Origin of the sequence: Microseira sp. BLCC-F43, assembly GCF_041929235.1 — a bacterium.
Classification (GTDB): domain Bacteria; phylum Cyanobacteriota; class Cyanobacteriia; order Cyanobacteriales; family Aerosakkonemataceae; genus Microseira.
The window spans coordinates 104,928-128,248 of sequence record NZ_JBHFNP010000029.1 but is presented as its reverse complement, the minus strand read 5'-3'; the positions used below and the strand labels follow the sequence as shown (position 1 = coordinate 128,248).

Here is a 23,321-nt window from a genome sequence, read left to right as displayed (position 1 = left end):
GGACAAGCTTTTATGTTGGGTGTTGTTTGCAGCATCCGGGGGCTGCGCCGCTCTTTTTGGAGACATATAAGTGGTGTCGGTAATCCTCGAACAAGTAGGCGATGCTGAAAGTATGTGGGCTGGTTCCCCATCCGAGAGGATATCCTTTAAGCTGGAAAAGTATGTCCAGATAGTCGTTTTGTGCAAACAAGACCGGACGAAAAGATGTACCATTATTCCAGCCTGAATCCCCGTGTCAAGAGACCGGGGAGTGGCTCAAAAACATATGGTAAACGAAACCAAAGAAAGCCAGTCTATAGGACTAGACCTGCGTTACACCCGTTCGTTTTTAGTCGATCTGAGGGACTTAGAGTTCTCAGATCAGGAGCGGATATTCGCACTCATCTTTCAAAAATATAGACGGATCGAGCATATTTACGACTTGCCAGGACTGGTGAAGCTTGACGCCGAAGGCACCTTGTACCGCTGTACTCTAGACAAATACACCATCGGCTTGGAATTAAAAGGTAATATCATAAAATTTTGGCGAGTCCTCCCCACTCCAGTAATTTAGAACATGGGGAAGATGGGGAGCTTTGGAGCAGGTGAGTAGGGGAGAATGTATGTTCAAATTCCCCTGGAGTACCTTTTGCCCCCGATCTCCCTCACGTCTTGCTAAGTTGAAAAGATACTTGAGGATGAGATTGGCGATGGAGGCAGCGTCCTAAACTGAGGTTAGACAAACAACTCAGGATAGGATTTCTATGGATGCCTCGTCACTTTGGCAGCGTTACCAAGACTGGTTATATTACCACGAAGGATTGGGATTTTACTTGGATGTCAGCCGGATGCGGTTTGACGACGCTTTTGTCGAGTCAATGCAGCCCAAGTTTGAAAAGGCGTTCCAGGATATGGCAGCATTGGAAGCAGGAGCGATCGCCAACCCCGACGAAAACCGCATGGTGGGTCACTACTGGTTAAGAGATCCCGACCTCGCCCCCACCCCAGAACTCTTTCAAACCATCATCGATACCCTAGAAAAAATCGAAACCTTCGCCCAAAAAATCCATAGCGGCGAAATACATCCCCCCAACGCCCCCAAATTTACCGATATTATTTCCATCGGCATCGGCGGATCTGCCCTTGGTCCTCAATTTGTCGCCGAAGCATTAGCCCCCGACTTTCCTCCCCTGGCAATTCATTTTATCGACAACACCGACCCCGCTGGCATCGATCGTACTCTTAGCAGGCTAAGCGATCGCTTAAACAGTACCCTGGTCATAGCGATCTCCAAATCTGGCGGCACTCCAGAACCCCGCAACGGCACGATTGAAGTCGAAAAAGCCTTTGCCCTTCAAAACCTCGACTTTCCCCAACAAGCTGTTGCCATTACCGGCGTTGGCAGTAATTTAGATAAACTAGCCAAATTCCAAGGTTGGTTAGCAACTTTCCCAATGGAAGACTGGGTAGGCGGACGCACCTCGGAAATGTCCGCCGTAGGGTTACTCCCAGCCGCGTTACAAGGTATCGCCATTCGCGATATGCTAGCCGGTGCCAAACAAATGGACGGCGTTACCCGCGTACCCAATCTTAAACATAACCCCGCCGCCCTCCTCGCCCTCTCCTGGTACTACGCCGGAAACGGCAAGGGCGAAAAAGACATGGTCGTATTGCCCTACAAAGATAGCCTGCTGCTATTTAGCCGCTATCTCCAGCAGCTAGTAATGGAATCTCTGGGTAAAGAAAAAGACCTCAACGGCAATACGGTTTATCAAGGCATCGCCGTCTACGGTAATAAAGGTTCCACCGATCAACACGCCTACGTCCAACAGTTGCGCGAAGGCGTCCCCAATTTCTTCCTCACCTTTATTGAAGTATTAGAAGACCGGCTGACGCCATCTCCCGAAATCGACCCTGGAGTCACATCGGGAGATTATCTTTCCGGTTTCTTACAAGGAACGCGCCAAGCATTGTACGAAAATCACCGAGATTCGATTACCGTCACCATCGGGCAAGTTAATCCTCGCACCGTTGGCGCATTAATAGCGCTATACGAACGCGCCGTCGGTCTTTACGGCTTCTTGGTCAACATCAACGCCTATCACCAACCGGGCGTCGAAGCTGGTAAAAAAGCCGCCGCCGCCATCTTGGAATTACAAAAACGAGTCGTACAGGTGCTGCGCCAGGAAGGCACGCCGCTTTCTCTGGCTCAAATAGCCGAGAAAGCCGGTGCTACTGACCAAATCGAGGCAATTTACAAAATCTTACGCCACCTCGCCGCCAACGATCGCAGCGTCACCTTACAAGGCGACTTCCGCAAACCTGCCAGCTTAACCGCCAAAGCGCTTTAACCGGGCATTGGGGAAAAGATCCCCACAAAGGGCGGGTTTAATTCAATTGCCCGTTCGTGGCAAATATTCAAGAAGAGGATGCTCTGACCAAGAAGACGCCCAGATGGGGAGAAGGGGAGACGCGGAGAGCGACCCTGACCCAGATCTCTGCACCTGGTCAATAGCCTGCCGAATTTAAACGCGCCAGAAGAAGAAAATTCTTCCTTGCTGGAATCCCCTGGCTCCTACCATGGGGTGTCCGCGCGTCACCTTCCGCGTCACCGCGTCCTCTTCCAGCTCCTGACGCGGGGAATGGGTGACCATAACTCGACCCGTCGCCGCGTCTCCCCGTCTCCCCGTCTCCCCGTCTTCTCCGGTCAAACCCGACAATTTTAGTCGTATTTTACATACCATACTTTTGACAGATTTTGTGATGGAAGCAACAAATTTTTAGATTTTTTCAGTTAGACTAGAACCAAAGCAAAGATTAAAAAACATTAGGTTTAGACGGATCGGTATGGGCAAAAGCAGAGGAATCGAGAGCCGCCAGCTGGAGTCTATTAAAAGCGGTATGGCGGAGTTTTATACTCCCCAGTCCAGCAACGAAACGATGCTGGTGCAGATAGCAGCAAATACAGTTGACGATTTATTTGTACACCGATATCAAACCGACCAGCTATTGGTTGTGCGGGGTAGCTTTGTCCTAGTGACGTTGGAAGATCGGCAGTATCGGTATACACTGATGAGCGATCGCTTGCCGATGGTCGTCACGATTCCACGCGGTGTGCTTCACGGCGCAATTAATCTGACTAATGAACCCTGTTTGCTAGTCAATGCCGTCCTGCGACACGGACCCACCCACGAGAGAGATTATCGTCCCATCAAACGACCTTTCCCCTACGATTTGGAAAAAGTACAAGCATTAATGAAACAACTCGACCAACCCGTTACAGTTTAACGAAAGAAATCAAAAACCCGACAATTTGTAGAAACACGGTCAGCATTTTTGCTTAGTTTAATAAAATAGTAAATTTTTTTGATTTACGTCAAAAAACTTCATAATTTACTAAGATAAACTCGAGGCACTTGTTAGATTGAAAGTAGCGGTTCGAGTGCGGGAAAGATCGACAATTTAGGCGCACTCCAACCCGAAGCAAAATGGTTCAACTAGCACCCCATATTTTTCAACTTTTATACGAACAGGGCGTGCATCATGCCTTCGGCATACCGGGCGACTTCGCTTTGACACTCTACGACGCCCTTGCAGACAGCCAGATCCAACCAATAGTAATGACTCACGAACCTGCGGTTGGCTTCGCTGCCGATGCCTACGCTCGCATTCGCGGTTTGGGTTTAGCTGTAATCACCTACAGTGTCGGTGGGTTGAACATGGTTAACGCCACCGCCGGGGCCTATGCCGAAAAATCACCGCTAGTTGTTTTAAGCGGGAGTCCAGGCGTGCGGGAAAGACGGGAAAAGGATTTACTACACCATAAAGTTAAAACCTTTGATACCCAGCGGCGGGTTTATGAGGAAGTGACGCTTGATGCGGTAACGCTGGATGACCCGAAAACCGCTGATGCACAAATCCATCACGCCATCAACTACGCGCTGACATTCAAACGTCCCGTTTACCTAGAAATTCCGCGGGATATGGTTTACGCGGAAATCGAGGAAACCGAACAACCTCCCACTCCCCTGAAGCAGACTAAACCCCAGGCGTTGGCGGAAGTTTTAGCAGAGACAACGCAGATGCTAAAGGCGGCAACTTCGCCAGTCATACTTGTAGGCGTAGAAGTGCAGCGCTTTGGGTTGCAGGAAACCGTAGTGGCGCTGGCAGAGAGGTTAGGCGTACCCGTGTGTTCTACGCTGTTGGGCAAGTCGGCGTTTCCCGAAGCTCACCCGCAGTACGTCGGTATCTATAACGGCGAAACCGGAGATTTGCGAGTGCGCGATTTGGTGGAAAAGTCCGACTGCTTGCTGATGGTGGGCGCGTTCATGACGGATATTAACCTGGGTTTGTTTACCGCGCACCTCGACCCCTCGCGCACCATCTACGCGACTTCCGAACGCATTGCGATCAAATATCACCAGTACGGCGATGTTCTGTTTGAAGACTTTGTCAAACAGTTAGCACAGTCGAGTCTACCCCATCACGATCCGGCAAAAATTGTGCCGATGCAGCCGCGAGTTGCCCCTTCTGTGGGTGCAATTTCGATGAGTGGACTGCTGTACGAACTCAATCAATTTATTGATAGGGAAACGCTCCTAGTAACCGATGTGGGCGATCCGCTGTTTTCTGCCAACGACATCAAGATGCAGGAAGGTTCGTCGTTTCTCTGCCCCGCGTACTATGCCAGTATGGGCTTTGCCGTACCGGGAGCGATCGGGGCGCAGCTGGCGACGCCATTTTCGCGAGCGATCGCTCTAGTCGGCGACGGGGCGTTTCAAATGACGGGTATGGAGTTAGTCACCGCAAAGCGACTCGGACTCAACCCCATTGTGATTCTGATCGACAACGGTTGCTATGCCTCGCTGCGGGCAATGGCACATCAGCAGTCTAACTTGGTTAATATCTCTAGTTTGGACTACGCGAAGTTGGCTGAAGTTTTGGGTGGGCAAGGCTTCACAATTAAAACCAGCGAAGAACTCCGCAAGGCGCTACAGGTAGCACGAGAAAGCGACGCCTTCAGTATCCTTGACGTTCATCTCTCGCCAGATGATGTATCCCCCACGCTGACGCGGTTAAGCGGTTTATTCGCTCAAACTTTGAAGGGATAACCGAAAGGTCTGGTGGCAATGTGACAAACAACAGGACTTAGGCAAAGAAACAAAGGGCGATCCGAAAAATCGTTGGTTTGGGAACGAGAAATCAAGGTCTCACCTTTGTTTCTGGCAACGCCCTTGCCTAAGTCCTGAACAAATCTCGACCATTAGCCATTCGCTACGATCCCAGGACTTACGCAGCAACTCCAGATCTGGTGGAGATGGTGCGTTACTTACGCCAAAGAAACCGGGTTTCTCTGAAAAATCGTCGATCCAGGAACTCGAGATCGCAGCAAGAAACCCGGTTTCTAGATGTCAGTTCAGAATTTTTTAATCCTCTAACAAGCTAGGAGAAGTCAGAACAAAAACATCCCTCGTTCCTAAACCCGGAGAAAGCGGTTTAATCGGAGTGGTAAAATGAAAGAACTCCCGGTCGTTAACTAATAGCAGTTCTCCCGGCTTCAGGATTTTATTAAAAACCGGCTTTTCCTTTTTAGCTACATACAAATGGGTTTCCCCGCCTGCAATATTTTCCCTATCAACCGCAAAAATTCCTACAAACTCACAGCCATCTCTATGAATTCCTTCCGGTGCAGGGTTGCCGAAATTATCCGGCGAACAGCTAGTCCTAATTTGATGAACGCCGATTTCAACTCCGGGATTGAGCTTACAGTAATGACTAAATTCAAAGATAAGTTTCTTAAACTCATCGAGTTTTATCATTGCATCATCAACTTCGGCAAATTCTCGCTTGACCCCACCCAATAATGGATTGTAGTTCTTGCTTTGGAAAAAATAGCCGTGAGGTAGCTTGATTAACTCACTCCCAGAAATTTTGAAACGCGATAATCTTCTGGAACGGTAATTGCCTTTTATGTAAGGGTCAACCGGAAGATCTCTAAAGAATCCCTTGAAACCCTCTAGCTTAATAGAATCAACTTTTTCTAAAGCAAAACTAATCTCGTAAGCAGATTCCGCTGATCCCCATAGCGTTTGCATTTAATTTTACTCCTTATTCGTTGCTCCCATCTCCAGTATTAATTTCTGGAGGTTGATACTTCCAGTGTAGAGCAATTTTTTGGAAAAGTGTCGCTAAATAGACTACAAAAAATGCAAAGTTATGGTAAAGAAGCAAACATTTCGGTTTAACCGCGAACTGCTTTCACCAAAGTTTGGCACGCCCGCAGGAAAACGCCCACATCGACGCCGAGGGCGATATACTGCACTCCGGTATCAATCCACTGCTTGGCGGTTTCCGGGTTATCGGCAAAAGTCCCGACAGCTTTCCCGGCGTTGCGGATAGTCCCGACTGCGTTTTGCATCAGTTCGATGACGCGCGGATCTTGCACTTGTCCGGGAATACCCAAACTTTGGGACAAATCGTAAGGGCCGAGAAAGATAACGTCAATGTGGGGCACGCTGACAATTTCTGCCAAGTTATCCACGCCGCGTTTGCCTTCGACGTGAACGATAACCAGAGATTCTGCATTCAACTGGTCTGTAATTTGCGTCCCGGCTGATGAGTAAACCCCCGCGCGGGTGTAAAATGAAAGACCACGCTCTCCCAAGGGGCTGTATTTTGCACCCCGAACGACAGCAAGGGCATCGCGTTGGCTTTCGATCTGAGGCACTTGGACGCCCGCGCTGCCAATATCAAGCGCGCGTTGAATTTGCGGTGCATCGTTCTGGCGCACGCGGACGATGGGGGATAATCCCACGCAGTCGGCGGCGCGGCAGAGGTCTTCAGCAACCAATGGATGTAGGGGACCGTGTTCTAGGTCGATGACGACAAAATCAAATCCCGCGTGTCCGCAGATTTCGATAAACGCGGGATAGGCGCAGTTAACAAACAAACCGAGTACGACTTCGCCTTGCTGGAGTTTTTGTTTGAGCTGGTTTTTACGCATGATCTAACTTGGGACAGTAACTTAAAAATCGATTTTCTTTAAAAAAATTGGTCAGGGTATCCACGTTTTGGGTCGTCTTAACATAGGCTAGGGATAGGGATGCTAGCCATCTGTGCTCCATGTCATTGCTGATTGTATTTGTAGATGATGACCCAGGGATTCGCTTGTCTGTCAGCGATTACCTGGAAATGTCCGGTTATATGGTCATGACGGCTAAGAATGGTCAAGAAGCGCTGGATTTAGTCGAAGCGTATCAACCGCACTTGCTCGTGACAGATATTGTGATGCCAAAAATGGATGGCTACGAACTCGTGCGGCGAGTACGTCAGCGACCAGAATTCCGCCTGCTACCTGTAATCTTTTTAACCGCGCGAACTAATACCGAGGAACGCATTCGAGCTTATGGGTTAGGATGCGATTTTTATCTAGCCAAACCATTTGACATCAAAGAACTGGGGGCAATGATTCGCAACTTGCTGGATCGAAGTCGGGTAATCCAAGACTCGCTTTTACGGGAACAGGTATCAACCTTGCCAGGAGAGCAGGATGAAAATACGGCGATCTCCACGATTACCTGCAAGCTGACTAAGCGAGAACAGCAAGTACTGGAATTGCTGACTCACGGTCAAAAGAATGGTGAAATTGGGTTGCATCTGCACCTAAGTCCCCGTACAGTAGAAAAATACGTCACCAGCCTGCTGAGAAAAACCTGCACCAATAACCGGGTAGAACTGGTGAGGTTTGCCATGGAAAATCGCATGGTGGAATAGCTGTCAGTCGTCAGTCGTCAGTTGTTTAGGAGTGGTGACAGATGACAATCGATCGTTGACAATATACTGCAACAACCCTTCACAGGCGTCCAATAGCAGCTCGATTACCCGATTGAATCCCTCTGCTCCACCATAGTAGGGATCGGGAACTTCTTTAAGAGTATGACGGGTGCAGAAATCGCACATCAGTCGTACTTTGTGCTGATATTTTCCCGCCCGATCGAGCAAGAGGATATCCGAGTAATTATCGCGATCCATTGCCAGAATCAGATCGAAGTTTTCCAAGTCTTCTTTGTGAAACTGACGAGCATGACCTTTCATCGGAATTCCCCGCTTGCTGGCAGCGGCAACCATGCGGCGGTCGGGCGGACTACCGATATGATAGCTAGAAGTGCCAGCTGAATCGCAGATAATCGAGCCGCTCAAACCCGCTTGCTCGATCAAGTGATTCATAATATTTTCTGCCGAGGGCGAACGGCAGATATTACCCAAACAGACAAAGAGTAGCTTGTATTGCATCCGTCGCAAGTATGAATTGGTTTCTAATCACTTTACACTTCTATGTTCGTTTCAGCCAGATTCCCCGGATACCAACCGCGTTTGCTCCTTGATAATCTGCGTCAAAGCTGTCACCGATGTGCCATGCAGCTTCAGGGGGACACGAGTGTTTTTCCAAACCCTTGATAAAAATTTCCGGTTCTGGTTTTGCGGCACCGACTTCAGTAGAAATTGTAATCGAGGTGAAAAACTCTGCCAAATCGAGAGCTTTGAGTACCAAGTATAAACGGGAGTCAAAATTAGACACCACCCCCAGTTTAATCCCGGCGTTGTGCCAGTGTTCCAAAGCGGGACGAACATCAGGATAAACTTTCCAGGGAAGGGCAGTGGCAAAGTGGGTATACAGTTGGATAAAGAAAGTCTCAAACTCGCTAAATTGGTCGATAACCCCAACCGCTTGGAAGGTTGAGCGAGCGATCGCACTCCACCACTCAAACTCACGTGCGACTATCTGCTCTAATTCTACCCCTGGGAACGCCATCGGACTGCTTTGCTGAAAGCTTTTGTAGAAAGCTTCATCCAACACCGACGCCGGAACGTCCACCCCAAAGTCTCGCGCTATTTCACCGTAGACTTCACCCACACTACCTTTAACGCCAAACAGCGTCCCGACGGCATCTAAAAAAATTACCTTTGGTTGAACCATTTTTGGATTTTAGATTTTAGATTTTGCCAGTGGTCATTGGTAATAGGTAATTGGTAATTGGATTGATTCGTCGTTGAATCCTGACAATTACCGATTCTCCTCGTTCCCACGGATTTGTCTGGGAACGCCATTACCAGCTTCCTGGGATCTAACTATCAACTTACGTTAAGATAGTTATTTTTTGACTTTAGTAATTTTAAATTGGAGATAATTCTAACCGATAGCGATACAAAACAACAGGCTTTTCAGCCGCAGCAAAGTAATTCGGGTCTTGGGGAGACAGGTAAACCGCTGTAATTTGATCTGCCTCGATTAACGCTCCTGGTGTTTTTTGGTTTCGATAAGCCGTTGTGGTTTCTACCTCATTTAAGTATATATCTTTTGTTCCCCGAAACACTTGCTGACAAACTTCCGTGCTGATAAATAGATCGGGGGAAGGCATCTCGGTTCCTCTAGAGGTAACAACTGAAACCAATTTGCGCTCGCCAGGGAGATAAGTAATTTGACGATTGGGATTATCCGGATCGACCTTAACCGATAGAATTGAGCGATCGCCCAAAACCGCCTTGCCAATATTCAACCCATTAAAAGCGCGATCCGCCACCACCAAACCCGCGAATTTTGGATTTTGTCTCGTTCTCAGGTTCCTACCTGGGAATTGTCTCGTTCCCAGGTTCCTACCTGGGAATGGGGATTTTGGATTGAAAATTGACAATGCTAGATTACTTGGATTAACCACTTGAAATCGCACCTGAAAAGTTATTGGTTGATTCAGATACCGACGATTACTTTCAAACCCTGGCGTTACAATATTGGGTGCTAACGGAGCCGCCAAATCTACCAAAGTACTCGTAACCTTCCAAGTCCCTACCATCCAATCAGGATAAATCAAATCAAAAGCCCCCACAACCGCCTGCACGGGCGGTTTACCATCCCAGTTAGGAAATTGCGCCAACCTATCAGCCAAAGGCCCAGCTAGCGCCTCTCCACCCCAGAGCAGCCACGCTAATACTAAACAAAAACTCCAAAATCTTCTCAACTTCTCTTGGCGTCCTAGCGCTAACGCGCGTTCAAAAATTAAACAGCTTCCACAAGGAAATTATTACTATTTAACGCAAGTTGCTAGTTATAAACTTCGGGGTTGCAAGCTTGCTAATTGCTAATTGCTAATCTTGGATTTTTACTGACATTAGCCATTAGCCTCGTTCCCACGGCTCTTGCCTGGGAACGCCATTAGCTGCTATGCATGAGATAACTAGCAACTTGAGTTATTTATGCCTTCGCGGATGCTCTTCTCAAACAAAACTTACCCACGTCGATGCCATCACCTTTGTTTCGACCTATATCTATAGTTTCCCAAGCAACGATTTTTCATATAAACCCGGTTTCTTTGCGTAATTCCTGTCAAAGCTATACATCATCAAGATGATATCAGATGTCAAATGACAGATGCTTAATAGAATACTAATCAAGCTAATGCCAGACAGGATTTTTGGATAAAATTTCTCTCACTGGCTGCTCATTTGCATCCTCATAAATTTAGCTTTTGGATGATCTTGTTGGGTAGGAGCGAGCCGAAAAGAGCGGGCAGAAGTCAGTCTGCTGCACTTCTATTTGTCTTGCCCGCTCTTGTCGGATCTTTTCGAGTAGCAACTTGATTTAATAGGTAATAGGTAATGGGTAAAATAGCTAAGCAATGACCTATTACCAATGACCAATTACCAATAAACTGAGTTAAACCACAAACGAGTTCAACACTGCTACCAGAAGCACCAGAGCGATCCAGACGCCAGAACCGAGCCAGAGCAATCTTTTCGATTGATCCCAATTCTGGGGGGAAGCATAGGCGACTGGAACGCCAACTACCATCACAAACGACATCACAACCAGAGCTAATAAAGCTAATTGAAACAAAATTGTCATTTCGGTTTCTCCCAATACAGCAATCGAGTCGATCAAACAACGGTACAGCTTGCAGCCCAAGAGGGTCTCGATCTCCCCCAGTAGTACGCTACCAAAAAATGACCCGCTACAACAGTCAGATGTCAAAATTTAGGTAATCGGTAATGGGTAATTGGTAATTGGTCATCAGTCTCGCACCCTTGATGCCCCATGACCCATAGCCCATGACCCATGACCCATGACCCATGACCCATGCGCTGATGGATTTAGTTTTATGCCACACTACTGCTGATTTTGATGCCTTGGGCGCTGCTGTCGGGTTGACGCGGCTCAAACCAGGGGCGAAAATCGTCCTCACAGGCGGCGCTCATCCGGCGGTGCGGGATTTTTTGGCATTGCACCGGGACGAGTATGCTTTAATTGAACGTCGCTCGGTTAATCCTAAAAAGATTCGCTCGATTGTTGTAGTTGATACCCAATTGCGCGATCGCACTGGTAAAGCCTCCGAATGGTTCGACTTACCCCACCTTACCGAAATTGTAGTTTACGACCACCACCCCAACGCTCTCACCGATATCCCCGCTACGCGATCCCAAATCGAACCCGTCGGCGCCACGACTACCCTGATCGTCGAACACTTACAAAAATTAGCAGAGGAGCAGAGGAGCAGAGGAGCAGAGGAGAATGTTGACTATACCTGCCCAACAGTTCCCATTCTGACGCCTGCGGAAGCGACGGTGATGGCACTGGGTATCCATGTCGATACGGGTTCGCTAACTTATGATGGCGCCACACCGCGAGATGCTGCTGCTTTAGCTTGGTTGATGGCGCAAGGGGCAAGTTTACCGGTAATTGCAGAATATATCGATCCGGGACTATCCCCCAAATTGCAACACCTTTTAAAAGAAGCGTTAGAAAAATTACAAAAAACAACCCAGTGGGGCTATACAATTTCCTGGGTGCTGCTGCCAACTCCTGGTTATATTCCAGGGTTGTCTAGTCTCGCTTCCCGGTTAGTAGAAATTACCGAAAGCGATGCGTTGCTGCTGGCAGCGGAATATGCGGCGCGGTCAGATGCAAATGAAGAGAAAGATGCGGCTTTAAATCTGCCATCAGAAATCTCAAATTTGCGATTAACTGTAATTGGTCGCAGTCAAATCGAAGGCGTTGACCTCAACCAATTATTTCAACCTTTGGGAGGCGGCGGACATTCCCAAGCTGCTTCTTTAATTCTAAAAGGCGTCGAGCCGCAGCCTGCTTTAGAACGATTGGTAGAACAACTAACGGCGCAAATTCAACAACCCCCGACGGCGCGAGAATTAATGTCATCGCCAGTCAGAACAATTCGCCCAGAAACTACCGTAGGAGAAGCGCAGCGCGTTTTATTACGATACGGTCATTCGGGTTTATCTGTAGTCAACGCAAAAGATGAATTGGTGGGCGTTATTTCGCGGCGCGATATCGATATTGCCTTGCATCACGGGTTTGCTCACGCGCCGGTAAAAGGCTACATGACGACCAATTTAAAAACTATTACCCCCGATACGCCGCTCACAGAAATTGAGTCGATTATGGTGACTTACGATATCGGACGGTTGCCGGTATTGGAAAACGATCGGTTAGTGGGAATTGTGACGCGCACCGATGTTTTGCGACAGTTGCACCAAGATAAAACCAGGGGGCGAGAAATAGACCCAGAAAGGGAAAGAAACGGGAATCTTTCTTATTGTCCCTTGCCGCTTTCTCATTTGCGCGATCGGATTTCCCCCCCACTTTGGCAACTCCTCTCCTCTGCCGCCAATGCTGCGGAAAAACGCGGTTGGCATCTTTACTTGGTAGGCGGTGCGGTGCGAGACTTACTGTTAGCTGATAATGCTGAAGGTGAAGATATCAATTCCCCCATCGCCCTGCAAGATATTGATATGGTTGTGGATGGATTTCATCAATCGGCGGATGCGGGTGCTGGGGTAAAATTAGCCAAGGAATTGCAAAAAATTTATCCCCATTCCCGATTAGAAATTCACGGCGCGTTTCAAACTGCTGCTTTGTTGTGGCATAAAGATCCAGAATTAGATAATCTCTGGGTAGATATTGCCACAGCTAGAACTGAATTTTATCCTTATCCGGCGGCGAATCCAGAAGTCGAAGCGAGTTCGATTCGCCAAGACCTCTACCGTCGCGATTTTACTATTAACGCCCTCGCAGTGCGAATAACTGCGCCCCGCGCCGGTAAACTGCTCGATTTTTTTGGCGGGTTATTAGATTTACAAGCAAGACAAATTCGAGTATTGCACGCGAATAGTTTTATTGAAGATCCGACGCGGATTTATCGCGCCGTCAGGTTTGCGGTGCGGTTGGGATTTGAAATTGAACCCCAGACGCAAGGATATATTAGACACGCGATCGCCAGCGGGATTTACGAACAAATTCAAGAAAAAAATAGCCGCGCCCCCGCCCTAGAAACTCGGCTCAAAAGCGAATTAAAATACATCTTGCACGCTCCCTATTGGAAACCCGCATTGCGCTTGCTAGCAGAATTGGGCGCTTTGCGCTGCATCCATCCCACCCTAGAATTAACCGAACAATTGTGGTGGCAAGTGCGTTTAGTAGACCGCTGTTTGCGACAGTTTGACCGGGAAAAAACTCTAGAACACTGGCAAATGCGTCTGGAAGTTTTAATTGCTGCCTTAAAACCGCCTTATCCTGGAAAAGTTGCTTCAAATCTTCAGTTACCCGCAGATAGCATTCAGCGGTTGAGTCAGCTACAAGAGGCTAAAACTAATATTGTAGAATCTTTACCCAAGTGCGAACGCATGAGTGAAATTGTGTTGCTGCTGCGTCAATACCAGCTGCCAACCTTAATTTTAATCGCTGCCTTTAGTCCCCGCGAGGTCAGACACCAAATTTGGCGTTATTTGAGCGAGTTGAGCCATATTAAAGCACCCTTGAATGGCAACGACTTAAAAGCGCTAGGATATAAACCAGGGCGTCAGTTTAAAGAAATACTCGATGCCCTGCTAGTAGCAACATTGGATGGAGAAGTGAGCGATCGCACCTCTGCCCTGGCATATCTAGCACAACGCTATCCCCAAAGATAGGAAAAGTAAATATGTTCAGAGCTGGCACCAATCTCCCAACCCGCCCGAAAATAAATTTCCGGATTGTAGAGACGTTACATGTATTGTGGAGAGACGTTACATGTAACGTCTCTACAATCCATCAAACCCGTCCGTTTTAACCGACGTTCGCTGTGAGACAGGGAATTTATTCCCACAGCGGGCTATGAGATTGGTGCAAAATATCAATATGGCGAAACAAACATCTATCTAAATATAGACTTTTCCCAACCAGCAGATAGAGTATTTTTTTACAGTAAGCTTTAAGCAGCTTCAGGAGGGGGACTTAATTCAATGGTCTTGAAAAGCAAAAATAGAATTGCAGAAATATTGGATAGATACGAAGCCGACTTGCTGGCAGACTGGTTGAAGGAACTAGACGCTTCGGGTATTCGACGGGATGACCGCATGAAGCTATCCGAGTTGCGCGAACAATGTTCCGAGTTCCTCAGCTTGTTGCGTAGCGCCGTACAGCATGGGAACTTGAGCGATATTCAAACCCCAGAGTGGGGTAGTACGCGGCAAATGCTGGCAGATATTTCTCGTTCCCGCGTCCAGCAAGGCTTTTCCCCCAGGGAAATCGCCAACTTTGTTTTTTCCTTCAAAAAGCCGTTGTTTGCTCGCTTAAGTCAAGAATTAGCACAGGAAGGCGCGATCCTAGCTGAAGAAATTTGGCTTTCTACCACCTTATTAGACCAGCTGGGACTTTGGACGACCGAAGTTTATCAAAAAGCGCGGGAGGAAGTGATCCAACGCCAGCAGGAGGAAATGCTGGAACTATCAACTCCCGTCGTCAAATTGTGGGAAGGTATTTTAGCACTGCCGATGATCGGCACCCTCGACAGCGGACGAACTCAGGTGGTAATGGAAGCGCTGTTGCAGCAAATTGTCGCAACTGGTTCCCAAGTCGTGATTATCGATATTACAGGCGTGCCAACTGTGGATACCCTAGTGGCTCAGCATTTGTTAAAAACCGTCGCAGCTGCCCGTTTAATGGGGACTGACTGCATTATCAGCGGTATCCGTCCCCAAATAGCTCAAACTATCGTCCACCTGGGCGTAGACTTGAGCGATGTGGTCACAAAAGCGACTCTAGCAGATGCGTTAGCCCTAGCAATGCAACGCCGAGGACTCACCGTAGTCCAACGCCCCTGAATTATCTTCCCACGATGATAAACTGACACAAGAACACAGGCAATTAGCAATTAGCAATTAGCAATTAGCAGGTACTTTGTGGAACGCATTCCCATACTTCAAATGGGTTCATTTCTCCTGGTAACGATCCAGGTAGATATGCACGATCGCTTAGCCCTAACATTACAAGATGACCTCACCAACCGCATCGTCAAAACCGGGGCGCGGGGCGTCCTGATCGATATTTCATCCCTGGAAATTGTAGATTCTTTTATTGGGCGCATCCTGGGCAATATTGCTAGCATGTCGCGCATTTTAGATGCGGAAACCGTTGTGGTCGGGATGCAGCCAGCAGTTGCGATTACACTGGTAGAGTTAGGTTTGTCCCTCACAGGTGTCCGCACTGCTTTAAACGTAGAACAAGGAATGGCGATGTTGCGGAAGTCGTTGGGGTTCCCTCCAGAGGAAAACGACAGCCATGCTAGAACGTGAGATAGTCGAGATTCGCTCCTCATCAGACGTTGTGATGGTGCGGCAGAAAGTGCGAAGTCTGGCGGTAGAATTGAAGTTCAGCTTGGTAGACCAAACCAAAATTGTCACTGCCGCCAGCGAACTGGCGCGGAATACGGTGGACTACGGTAAGGGAGGTACGGTGACCCTGGAAGTCCTCAACGTCGGAACTCGTAAAGGTTTGCGCCTGACGTTTGAAGACAATGGTCCCGGCATTCCAGATATCGATCTGGCATTGAAAGACGGTTACACCACGGGGAGTGGTTTGGGGTTGGGGTTAAGCGGCGCTAAAAGGCTAATGCACGAGTTTGAAATTGCCTCTGAACTGGGTAAAGGAACCCGCGTCACAATTACACGATGGCGTTAATTGAAACAAATCCCCGACTGCTTGGATCGGTCACGGAGCTAGGGAATTGAAAGCTAATAAATATGTCTTTAGTTAGATAGACAATTAAAGCTAATTATGCATATTAATAAGAAAGCTTTCAAATACTCAATTATTATAAAATATACAGCAAAACGCTAAAAATCCCTTCATGAAAGATTGTATTGCCCTACCAATTACAGAAACCTCGCAAGTCGGAGAAGCGCGCAGGTTTGCCGCCGCGCTGGCGACGGATATGGAATTCAACGAGACGGAACGGGGCAAAGTAGCAATTATCGTCACAGAATTAGCAAACAACCTGATTAAACACGCCAAAAACGGGGAAATTATTCTAAGAATTTTGCGAAATAACCCAGAATATGGCATAGAAATTATCGGCTTAGATACTGGATCGGGAATGGGGAATGTTTCACAATGCCTGCAAGATGGTTTTTCCACCGCAGGTACACCGGGGACGGGTTTAGGGGCAATTGGGCGTCAAGCTACTGTTTTTGACATTCATTCAGTGCCGGGGGTGGGTACTGTTTTAGTCGCGCAATTTTGGCCTAAGAAAAACCCAGGAATTGCCTTGCAGAATCCCGATACTTTAGAAATTGGTGTGGTGAATTTGCCCAAACTGGAACAGGAAATCTGCGGCGATGATTGGGCTGTAGTGAATTTGTATAACCGGAGTTTAATTTTAGTGGCGGATGGATTGGGTTCGGGAATTTTGGCAGCAGAAGCATCGCGGGAAGCGGTGCGAATCTTTCGTGCCAAAGCCGCACTCAATCCTAAAATAATTATGGAAATGGCTCACGCTGCTTTAAGAAGTACGCGAGGGGCGGCGGTAGCAATTGCGGAAATTAATCGAGTTGAAAAAATGGTGCGATATGTGGGAATTGGCAACATTTCGGGTGCAATCGTGACGGGAAATAAAAGCCAAAGTATGGTTTCTTATAATGGAACGGTAGGGCATCAAATTCGCAAAATTGAAGAATTTATTTATCCTTGGAACGAACGATCGCTTCTAATTATGCACAGCGATGGTTTAGGCACTCAATGGTCGCTAGAACGCTATCCCGGCTTGATTTCGCGCCATCCAGCTGTAATTGCCGCAACCCTATACCGAGATTTTAAGCGAACCCGGGATGACGTAACTGTATTGGTGGCAAAAATGAGCGAGAGCGAGCAGGTTAGCAGGTGAGGGGGTGAGCGGGTGAGTGCATAAAAATGGTTTTAGCCGCGTCAAATCGCTCTGATAATTCCACCTGCCCACCTGCACCTCTGCACCAGAATCCCCATACCCAAATTTTTATGATTTATCCAATTCTGACTGTAGAAATACGCTTCGATCAAGATATTGTTTTGGCACGCCAGCGGGCGCGTCAAATTGCTAACTTATTAGGGTTTGATATCCAAGAACAAACGCGCATCGCTACAGCAGTTTCAGAAGTTGCCCGCAACGCTTTCCAGTATGCAGGTAAAGGCAAAGTTGAATTTCTGATAGAAGGGCAATCTCCCCAAGTATTTGTTACCCGCATTTCCGATAGCGGTGAGGGAATAGCCAATTTACAAACCAACTCGCATAATGGGATGGGATTGGTAGGGGCGCGAAGATTAATGGATGAGGTGCTAGTTGAATCATCCTCTGGACGAGGAACCGGGGTGCAACTAATTAAGCAGTTTCCCAAAAACGGTACTTCCCTAACCAAGGCTCAATTAAATCAGATAGTAGCTCAACTAACGCGCCTGCCTAAAGATCCATTTGCCGAAATTCAACAGCAAAATCAGGAACTGTTGCAAACTTTAGCAGAATTACAAAAGCGACAGGAAGAATTAGCGCAACTCAACCAAGAATTAGAAGATACTAATCGGGGAGTAATTGCGCTTTATGCCGAGTTAAACGATAAAGCTGAATCCCTCAAACGCGCCAGCGAACTCAAAAGCCGCTTTCTTTCTAATATGAGTCACGAGTTTCGCACGCCGCTGAATGCTATTATCAGTCTTTCCGATATGTTGTTAAATCGTTTGGATGGAGATTTGACATCAGAACAAGAAAAGCAGGTAACGTTTATTCGCAAGTCAGCAGCGTCGCTGACTGACTTAGTTAACGACTTGCTAGATTTGGCAAAAGTCGAAGCTGGAAAAGTCGATGTTCGCGTCACCGCTTTTGAAGTGACGGATTTGTTTAGCGCGTTGCGAGGAATGCTGCGCCCCCTGCTAAATAATAACGCCGTTGCTTTAATTTTTGAAGAACCCAGCGCCATTCCAACTCTGAAAACCGATGAGGGAAAAGTTTCTCAAATTATGCGTAATTTTATTTCCAATGCGCTCAAATATACCGAAAAAGGAGAAGTGCGCGTAACTGCTAAAATGGGTGCGAACCAAACCGTTATTTTTTCCGTCGCCGATACCGGGATTGGCATTGCCCCTGGTGACCAAACCCGCATTTTTGAAGAATTCGTTCAAATCAATCATCCCCTACAAAAGCGGGTGAAAGGAACTGGGTTAGGGCTACCCTTGTGTAAAAAACTATCCGAGTTGCTGGGAGGAAGCGTTGCTCTCCAAAGTACGTTGGGGGTTGGTTCCACATTTTCTGTTACCCTGCCCATCGTTTATTGTGCAGTCGCAGAAACGGATTTTGGCGCAGGGAATGACGGCGATAATTTCACTAACAATCCAAAAATTAACAACCAAAATGCCAAATATTCATCAAAGTCTTTACTTAACAAAATTTTAATTATTGATGATGAGGAAGTGTCTCGTTATACAATTAAAAGTTGGCTGGCGGATATTCGCTGTACTGCGCTCGAAGCCGCCGATGGTTACGAAGGGTTGTATCGAGCGCGAACAGAACAGCCGCAGGCGATCTTGCTGGATTTGCTCATGCCCGGTTTAACTGGATTCACCGTTTTAGAACAGTTGAAATCCGATCCGGCAACCTCTGCAATTCCAGTAATTATCGTCACCTCGAAGCGCTTGGAGGCTGAGGAATACGAGCAGCTGGCAGCAAAAGCAGTTGCGATTGTTTCTAAAGAAAGCAACTCGCGGGAGGAAGCGATCGCTCAACTAAGAGCAGCACTATTAAAAGCCGGATTAAATTTTTAAAGATGAGGGATGAATCATGGAGGACGAACTAAAACAATCGCGAATCATCCTAGTTGTAGACGATGATGACGCCAATCGCTATGTTGTTTCTCGCATTTTGCGTCAGGCAGGTTTCCTGGTCAAGGAAGCAGCAACGGGTACAGATGCTTTGCAATTGGCAACCGAGCAACCAGATTTGATTATTTTGGATATTAAACTGCCCGATATCAACGGGTTTGAAGTGTGTCAGCAACTCAAAGCAGAACCCGCTACCAGTTTAATTCCCGTCTTGCATCTTTCCGCGTTTAAAGTCACTGCTGCGGATAAAGTCCACGGGTTAGACAGCGGCGCAGATGGCTACCTAACCCACCCAGTGAATCCACTGGAATTAATTGCTACAGTGAAAGCGCTGTTACGCATCCGCCAGACGGAAAAACAATTACAGCAAAGCGAAGAAAAATTCCGCGCTATCTTTAATCAGACATTTCAGCATATCGGAATTTTGTCACCAATTGGTTCGATTATTCAAGTCAATCAGTCGGCATTAGATTTTGCTGGACAAAAACTAGAAGATGTGGTAGGGCGTTTGTTGTGGGAAATGCCTTGGTTTTCTGCCTCGCCCGTCTCCCAAACCTGCACTGAACAGCAGTTGCAAAAAGCGATCGCACTAGCTGCTACAGGTAAGTTTGTGCGGTATGAAGTCCAGATGCAAGGAGCCAACGATAGAGTCGCGACGTTCGACTTCTCGCTCAAACCGATACTAGACGAGAGGGGAAACGTGGTACAGCTAGTTTACGAAGGAAGGGATATAAGCGATCGCCAGCGTGTAGAAGAAGAACTGCGTCGCGCGAACCAAGTCAAAGACGAATTCCTCGCGGTACTGTCCCACGAGTTAAGATCGCCCCTAAATGCGATTTTGGGTTGGTCGCAACTGCTGCGTTCTCGTAAGGTAGATGGAGTAGCGACTTCTCGCGCATTGGAAACAATTGAGCGCAATGCCAAATTGCAGACTCAAATGATTGAAGATTTGCTCGACATTTCCCGGATTATTCGCGGCAAGATAGAACTCAATATTGCCCCAGTCAACCTAGTTTCAGCGATTGAAGGCGCCATCGCCACGATGCAGTTGGCAGCACAAGCTAAAGCAATTCAAATTCAAACCGCATTAGACCCCAATGGGGCAATAGTTTTAGGCGATCGCAACCGCTTGCAGCAAATTGTCTGGAATTTGCTTTCCAACGCGATCAAGTTCACCCCCCCTGGCGGACAGGTGGAAGTAAAATTAGAAAAATTGCAGATTGAAAGAGGATTGCAGATTTCAGATTTAAGATTGCAGATTTCAGAAGAAAATAACACCTCAAATCTGCAACCTGAAATTTTAAATCTCCAATTAACTCAATCTGAAATCTCAAATCCCAAATCTGAAATCTCTTATGCTCGAATAACAGTCAAGGATACGGGTAAAGGGATTAGCGCTGATTTTCTGCCTTACGCCTTCGATTATTTTCGCCAAGCAGATAGTTCGATGACTAGAAATCATGGGGGACTGGGACTCGGTTTAGCGATCGTGCGGCATCTGGTAGAGTTGCACGGCGGGACAGTTTACGCCGCCAGTCCGGGAGAAGGAAAGGGAGCAACCTTCACCGTCATGCTACCGCTGATGAACGTTCCACCCCCGACAAAACCCGACAGGGATGGGTGGGAGAGTTACGCAGATCTGGGCGGCGTGCAAGTGTTGGTAGTTGATGATGAACCCGATACCCGCGAATATATTACCTTCGTGTTAGAAGAGTCTGGCGCAGTCGTCACCGCAGTTGCTTCGGCAAACGAGGGACTCAAGGTACTTGACAAATCGCTACCCGATGTGCTGTTGAGTGACATTGGGATGCCGGGGAAAGACGGATATGCTTTGATGCGAGAAATTAGAGAGCGATCCCCCGCAGAAGGAGGAGAGATTCCGGCGATCGCGCTGACGGCATATGCCAGAGTTGAAGACAGCGAACAAGCTTTATTAGCAGGTTTCCAAATGCACGTATCTAAACCCGTCGAACCCGATAATTTAATTACTGCGGTTGCTAATTTAATTGCAAACAAAGCTAATGGCTAATGGCTAATTGCTAATGGCTAATTGGTAAATTTTTTGGCATTAACTACCAGCTTTTTCATGTCGTTCGTAAGCTTCCACAATCTTTTGCACTAGGGAATGGCGCACGACATCTGCTTGGGTTAGCTGACAGAAGCCAATGCCTTCTACATGTTGCAGGATTTTTTGCGCCACGGATAGACCAGAGGGTTGATTCGGCGCTAAATCGGTTTGGGTAATATCTCCAGTTACGACCATGCGGGAACGAAATCCCAGGCGCGTCAGCAGCATTTTCATCTGAGCGGGGGTGGTATTTTGAGCTTCATCGACAATCACAAAGGCATTGTTGAGAGTGCGTCCCCGCATGTAGGCGATGGGAGCTACTTCAATGATGCCGCGTTCCATCAGATTGGGGATTTTTTCTGGGTCGATCAGTTCGTATAAAGCATCGTAAATCGGACGGAGATAGGGGTTGACTTTTTGCTGGAGATCCCCTGGTAAAAATCCCAACTTTTCACCCGCTTCTACTGCGGGTCGAGTTAAGATTAACCGTTCGTACTCGTTGGCTAAAAGTGCTTGAACGGCTAAAACGACGGCGAGGAAGGTTTTACCGCTACCAGCAGGTCCGATGCAAAAAGTCAAGTCGTGGGTGCGGATAGCTTTAACGTACTGTCGCTGACGGAAGGTTTTGGCGCGGATTTCTTCGCCTTTGCGGGTACGATAGAGAACGTCGCGCTGTAAATCTTGCAACTCGTCGGTGCGGTGGGTATCGAGAGCGTGACGCGCGGTGAGAATATCGACGCTAGAGATAATTTTGCCTTTGCTCCAGAAATCTTCAAGCGAGCGCACCAATCTTACAGCTAGGTCAACTTGATTCTCAGTACCTTTGATCTGTAAGTCTTGTCCCCGCATTACCAACATCGCACCTGTTTGCTTCGACAGAGTTTTCAAATTTTCTTCTTTGTCGCCAGATAGAGCGATCGCGCTTTCTATACTTGGCAGTTGAATTGTCGTCCCCTCTACCATTCGTTTAAAGAACCTTCTAGCAGATTAACCGCCTTGCTTGATTTCATCAGAAAAATTGGGTATAAACCCCGTGCTAGAAGCACGGCTTTACATTTTGTGGACTTCAGGTACAATTAAGGTTGCCACAAAGACCTTAAAGGTGGGTGAGACTCCCCGTGGTGGGACATCTAGTTAAAAGACGATAGCCCGAAATGGTCTGTTTGGTGCATTGCACTCATGCCCCAACCTCTATAAGTAAAGACTTAGAGCGAGTGAAGCAATCAGAATACTGAAAAGTAGCCTCAATCGTGGCAACACCGGATAGAGTAGTCGCAATGGGCACCGCGTATCGCACAACACGCGAGATTCGAGTAACTACGGTCTTGGGAGTTGTGGTTCGAGCAATGTCCAACGGTGGATATCTCCTTTTTAAAGAATCCTCTCGCCTTCAGCCAGAGGAGTGTCAAAAATCCAAACTCAAATATGAAAAAAGACGCCTGTCGGTTCTGCGTTGGTCTAGCTTGCCGAGTGCCAGCGCTACAACGGGAACGTACCATTCACAAGCTGCTACAGGCGTCCAATCGCGTTCTATAATATCGGCCTTCCAGCCTTAAGATCGGCATTTCTAGTACGATCGCTTGCGGGAAGCTTCCGCCTTACGCTTGCGGCGGAGGCTGGGTTTTTCGTACCGTTCGCGACGCTTGACTTCCGACAAAATACCGGCTTTTTGAATCTTCTTTTTAAAGCGTCTTAACGCCGAATCTATTGATTCATTTTCTCCTAAACGGACTTCTGCCACGCGCTATTATTCACCTCACTTATGCTCTTAGTTTGGATTGTTAATTAGCGACTGATTGGTTACTTGTAGACACGTTAACTGCAACGTCTCTACAGCGATCGCCTCTGTAGTATTGCACCTGAAAAGTCCCTATAATTAAACAGCTGTTTTAGAGCCATTTAGGCGAGCAGCTTGTAGGAAGTACTTTTCACGCCTCAATACTACGTCATCGACCGGGCTGTTTAAGGAGTTTTCGCCATCTCCACAGACAATTGTACCCAACTGCGACAGAACCTCAAGGTGCTTTGATCGCCTTTCATTCCACGGGCTAAAAGCACATAGAAGGAAAGGCGAGCCTCCTTGATTGTAATAGTTTTGCAACTTCT

23 protein-coding genes are annotated in these 23,321 nt (G+C 47.5%); 13 read left to right on the top strand and 10 right to left on the bottom strand.

Annotation, left to right across the window (positions count from 1 at the left end; translation table 11 throughout):
• The coding region (locus ACE1CM_RS04490; protein WP_374876210.1) for a hypothetical protein at positions 1-213 on the bottom strand (213 nt) is incomplete at its 3' end.
• 37 nt (positions 214-250) lie between these two features.
• On the opposite strand from ACE1CM_RS04490, the gene ACE1CM_RS04485 reads away from it, so the two are divergent.
• Both ACE1CM_RS04485 and ACE1CM_RS04480 read left to right on the top strand, forming a co-directional pair.
• Positions 251-553 (top strand): cytotoxic translational repressor of toxin-antitoxin stability system, encoded by a 303-nt coding sequence (locus ACE1CM_RS04485; protein WP_374876209.1) that lies wholly within the window; start codon positions 251-253, stop codon positions 551-553.
• 190 nt (positions 554-743) lie between these two features.
• Positions 744-2,330 carry a glucose-6-phosphate isomerase gene (locus ACE1CM_RS04480; protein WP_374876208.1) on the top strand — a complete coding sequence of 529 codons (1,587 nt, stop codon included), beginning with the start codon at positions 744-746 and terminating at the stop codon, positions 2,328-2,330.
• 174 nt (positions 2,331-2,504) lie between these two features.
• On the opposite strand, the gene ACE1CM_RS04475 is transcribed toward ACE1CM_RS04480, so the two are convergent.
• Entirely contained in the window at positions 2,505-2,723 is a 219-nt protein-coding gene (locus ACE1CM_RS04475) for a hypothetical protein (RefSeq protein WP_374876207.1), read from the bottom strand.
• A 103-nt stretch (positions 2,724-2,826) separates the two neighbouring features.
• On the opposite strand from ACE1CM_RS04475, the gene ACE1CM_RS04470 reads away from it, so the two are divergent.
• Both ACE1CM_RS04470 and ACE1CM_RS04465 read left to right on the top strand, forming a co-directional pair.
• Positions 2,827-3,267, top strand: a complete 441-nt coding sequence (locus ACE1CM_RS04470; RefSeq protein WP_374876206.1) for a dTDP-4-dehydrorhamnose 3,5-epimerase — start codon at positions 2,827-2,829, stop codon at positions 3,265-3,267.
• Between the two features lie 200 nt (positions 3,268-3,467).
• Positions 3,468-5,090 (top strand): alpha-keto acid decarboxylase family protein, encoded by a 1,623-nt coding sequence (locus ACE1CM_RS04465; protein ID WP_374876205.1) that lies wholly within the window; start codon positions 3,468-3,470, stop codon positions 5,088-5,090.
• Between the two features lie 315 nt (positions 5,091-5,405).
• Here the strand turns inward: ACE1CM_RS04465 and ACE1CM_RS04460 are convergent, their stop codons facing one another.
• Together ACE1CM_RS04460 and ACE1CM_RS04455 are read right to left on the bottom strand one after the other, a co-directional pair.
• Complete coding sequence (locus tag ACE1CM_RS04460; protein WP_374876204.1) at positions 5,406-6,074, bottom strand: 2OG-Fe dioxygenase family protein; 669 nt, start codon at positions 6,072-6,074, stop codon at positions 5,406-5,408.
• Between the two features lie 146 nt (positions 6,075-6,220).
• On the bottom strand, positions 6,221-6,982 hold the full coding sequence (locus ACE1CM_RS04455) for an HpcH/HpaI aldolase/citrate lyase family protein (protein WP_374876203.1): 762 nt from the start codon (positions 6,980-6,982) through the stop codon (positions 6,221-6,223).
• 119 nt (positions 6,983-7,101) lie between these two features.
• Between ACE1CM_RS04455 and ACE1CM_RS04450 the strand changes: the two genes are divergently transcribed.
• On the top strand, positions 7,102-7,752 hold the full coding sequence (locus ACE1CM_RS04450; RefSeq protein ID WP_374876202.1) for a response regulator: 651 nt from the start codon (positions 7,102-7,104) through the stop codon (positions 7,750-7,752).
• 3 nt (positions 7,753-7,755) lie between these two features.
• Here ACE1CM_RS04450 and ACE1CM_RS04445 read toward each other — a convergent pair whose 3' ends face one another.
• From ACE1CM_RS04445 to psbZ, 4 genes are all read right to left on the bottom strand, one after another.
• Positions 7,756-8,271 (bottom strand): low molecular weight protein-tyrosine-phosphatase, encoded by a 516-nt coding sequence (locus ACE1CM_RS04445; protein WP_374876201.1) that lies wholly within the window; start codon positions 8,269-8,271, stop codon positions 7,756-7,758.
• Positions 8,272-8,311: 40 nt separating this feature from the next.
• The gene (locus tag ACE1CM_RS04440) at positions 8,312-8,956 is read right to left on the bottom strand and encodes an HAD-IA family hydrolase (protein ID WP_374876200.1); all 645 of its coding nucleotides are present in this window, start codon (positions 8,954-8,956) and stop codon (positions 8,312-8,314) included.
• Between the two features lie 196 nt (positions 8,957-9,152).
• Complete coding sequence (locus ACE1CM_RS04435; RefSeq protein WP_374876199.1) at positions 9,153-9,995, bottom strand: DUF6816 family protein; 843 nt, start codon at positions 9,993-9,995, stop codon at positions 9,153-9,155.
• Between the two features lie 695 nt (positions 9,996-10,690).
• Positions 10,691-10,879: a photosystem II reaction center protein PsbZ gene (gene psbZ / locus ACE1CM_RS04430; protein ID WP_226575633.1), complete on the bottom strand. Its 189-nt coding sequence runs from the start codon at positions 10,877-10,879 to the stop codon at positions 10,691-10,693.
• Positions 10,880-11,118: 239 nt separating this feature from the next.
• On the opposite strand from psbZ, the gene ACE1CM_RS04425 reads away from it, so the two are divergent.
• From ACE1CM_RS04425 to ACE1CM_RS04395, 7 genes are all read left to right on the top strand, one after another.
• Complete coding sequence (locus ACE1CM_RS04425) at positions 11,119-13,956, top strand: CBS domain-containing protein (RefSeq protein ID WP_374876213.1); 2,838 nt, start codon at positions 11,119-11,121, stop codon at positions 13,954-13,956.
• 312 nt (positions 13,957-14,268) lie between these two features.
• Positions 14,269-15,129 (top strand): STAS domain-containing protein, encoded by an 861-nt coding sequence (locus tag ACE1CM_RS04420; protein WP_374876198.1) that lies wholly within the window; start codon positions 14,269-14,271, stop codon positions 15,127-15,129.
• 78 nt (positions 15,130-15,207) lie between these two features.
• Positions 15,208-15,600, top strand: coding sequence for an STAS domain-containing protein (locus tag ACE1CM_RS04415; protein WP_374876197.1), 393 nt, complete (start codon positions 15,208-15,210; stop codon positions 15,598-15,600).
• Positions 15,587-15,985 carry an anti-sigma regulatory factor gene (locus tag ACE1CM_RS04410; RefSeq protein WP_374876196.1) on the top strand — a complete coding sequence of 133 codons (399 nt, stop codon included), beginning with the start codon at positions 15,587-15,589 and terminating at the stop codon, positions 15,983-15,985. Before ACE1CM_RS04415 ends, ACE1CM_RS04410 begins: the two co-directional genes overlap by 14 nt.
• A gap of 169 nt (positions 15,986-16,154) precedes the next feature.
• On the top strand, positions 16,155-17,186 hold the full coding sequence (locus tag ACE1CM_RS04405; RefSeq protein WP_374876195.1) for a SpoIIE family protein phosphatase: 1,032 nt from the start codon (positions 16,155-16,157) through the stop codon (positions 17,184-17,186).
• A gap of 110 nt (positions 17,187-17,296) precedes the next feature.
• Positions 17,297-19,090 (top strand): ATP-binding protein, encoded by a 1,794-nt coding sequence (locus ACE1CM_RS04400; RefSeq protein ID WP_374876194.1) that lies wholly within the window; start codon positions 17,297-17,299, stop codon positions 19,088-19,090.
• 16 nt (positions 19,091-19,106) lie between these two features.
• Positions 19,107-21,176 (top strand): response regulator, encoded by a 2,070-nt coding sequence (locus tag ACE1CM_RS04395; protein ID WP_374876193.1) that lies wholly within the window; start codon positions 19,107-19,109, stop codon positions 21,174-21,176.
• Positions 21,177-21,215: 39 nt separating this feature from the next.
• On the opposite strand, the gene ACE1CM_RS04390 is transcribed toward ACE1CM_RS04395, so the two are convergent.
• A complete protein-coding gene (locus tag ACE1CM_RS04390; RefSeq protein ID WP_226575650.1) occupies positions 21,216-22,178 on the bottom strand; it encodes a PhoH family protein in 963 nt (320 codons plus the stop codon).
• 314 nt (positions 22,179-22,492) lie between these two features.
• Here ACE1CM_RS04390 and ACE1CM_RS04385 point away from each other — a divergent pair, with 314 nt between their 5' ends.
• Complete coding sequence (locus tag ACE1CM_RS04385; RefSeq protein ID WP_374876192.1) at positions 22,493-22,771, top strand: hypothetical protein; 279 nt, start codon at positions 22,493-22,495, stop codon at positions 22,769-22,771.
• Between the two features lie 11 nt (positions 22,772-22,782).
• Here ACE1CM_RS04385 and rpsU read toward each other — a convergent pair whose 3' ends face one another.
• Complete coding sequence (rpsU, locus tag ACE1CM_RS04380; RefSeq protein WP_226575652.1) at positions 22,783-22,956, bottom strand: 30S ribosomal protein S21; 174 nt, start codon at positions 22,954-22,956, stop codon at positions 22,783-22,785.
• Positions 22,957-23,321 lie beyond the last annotated feature (365 nt).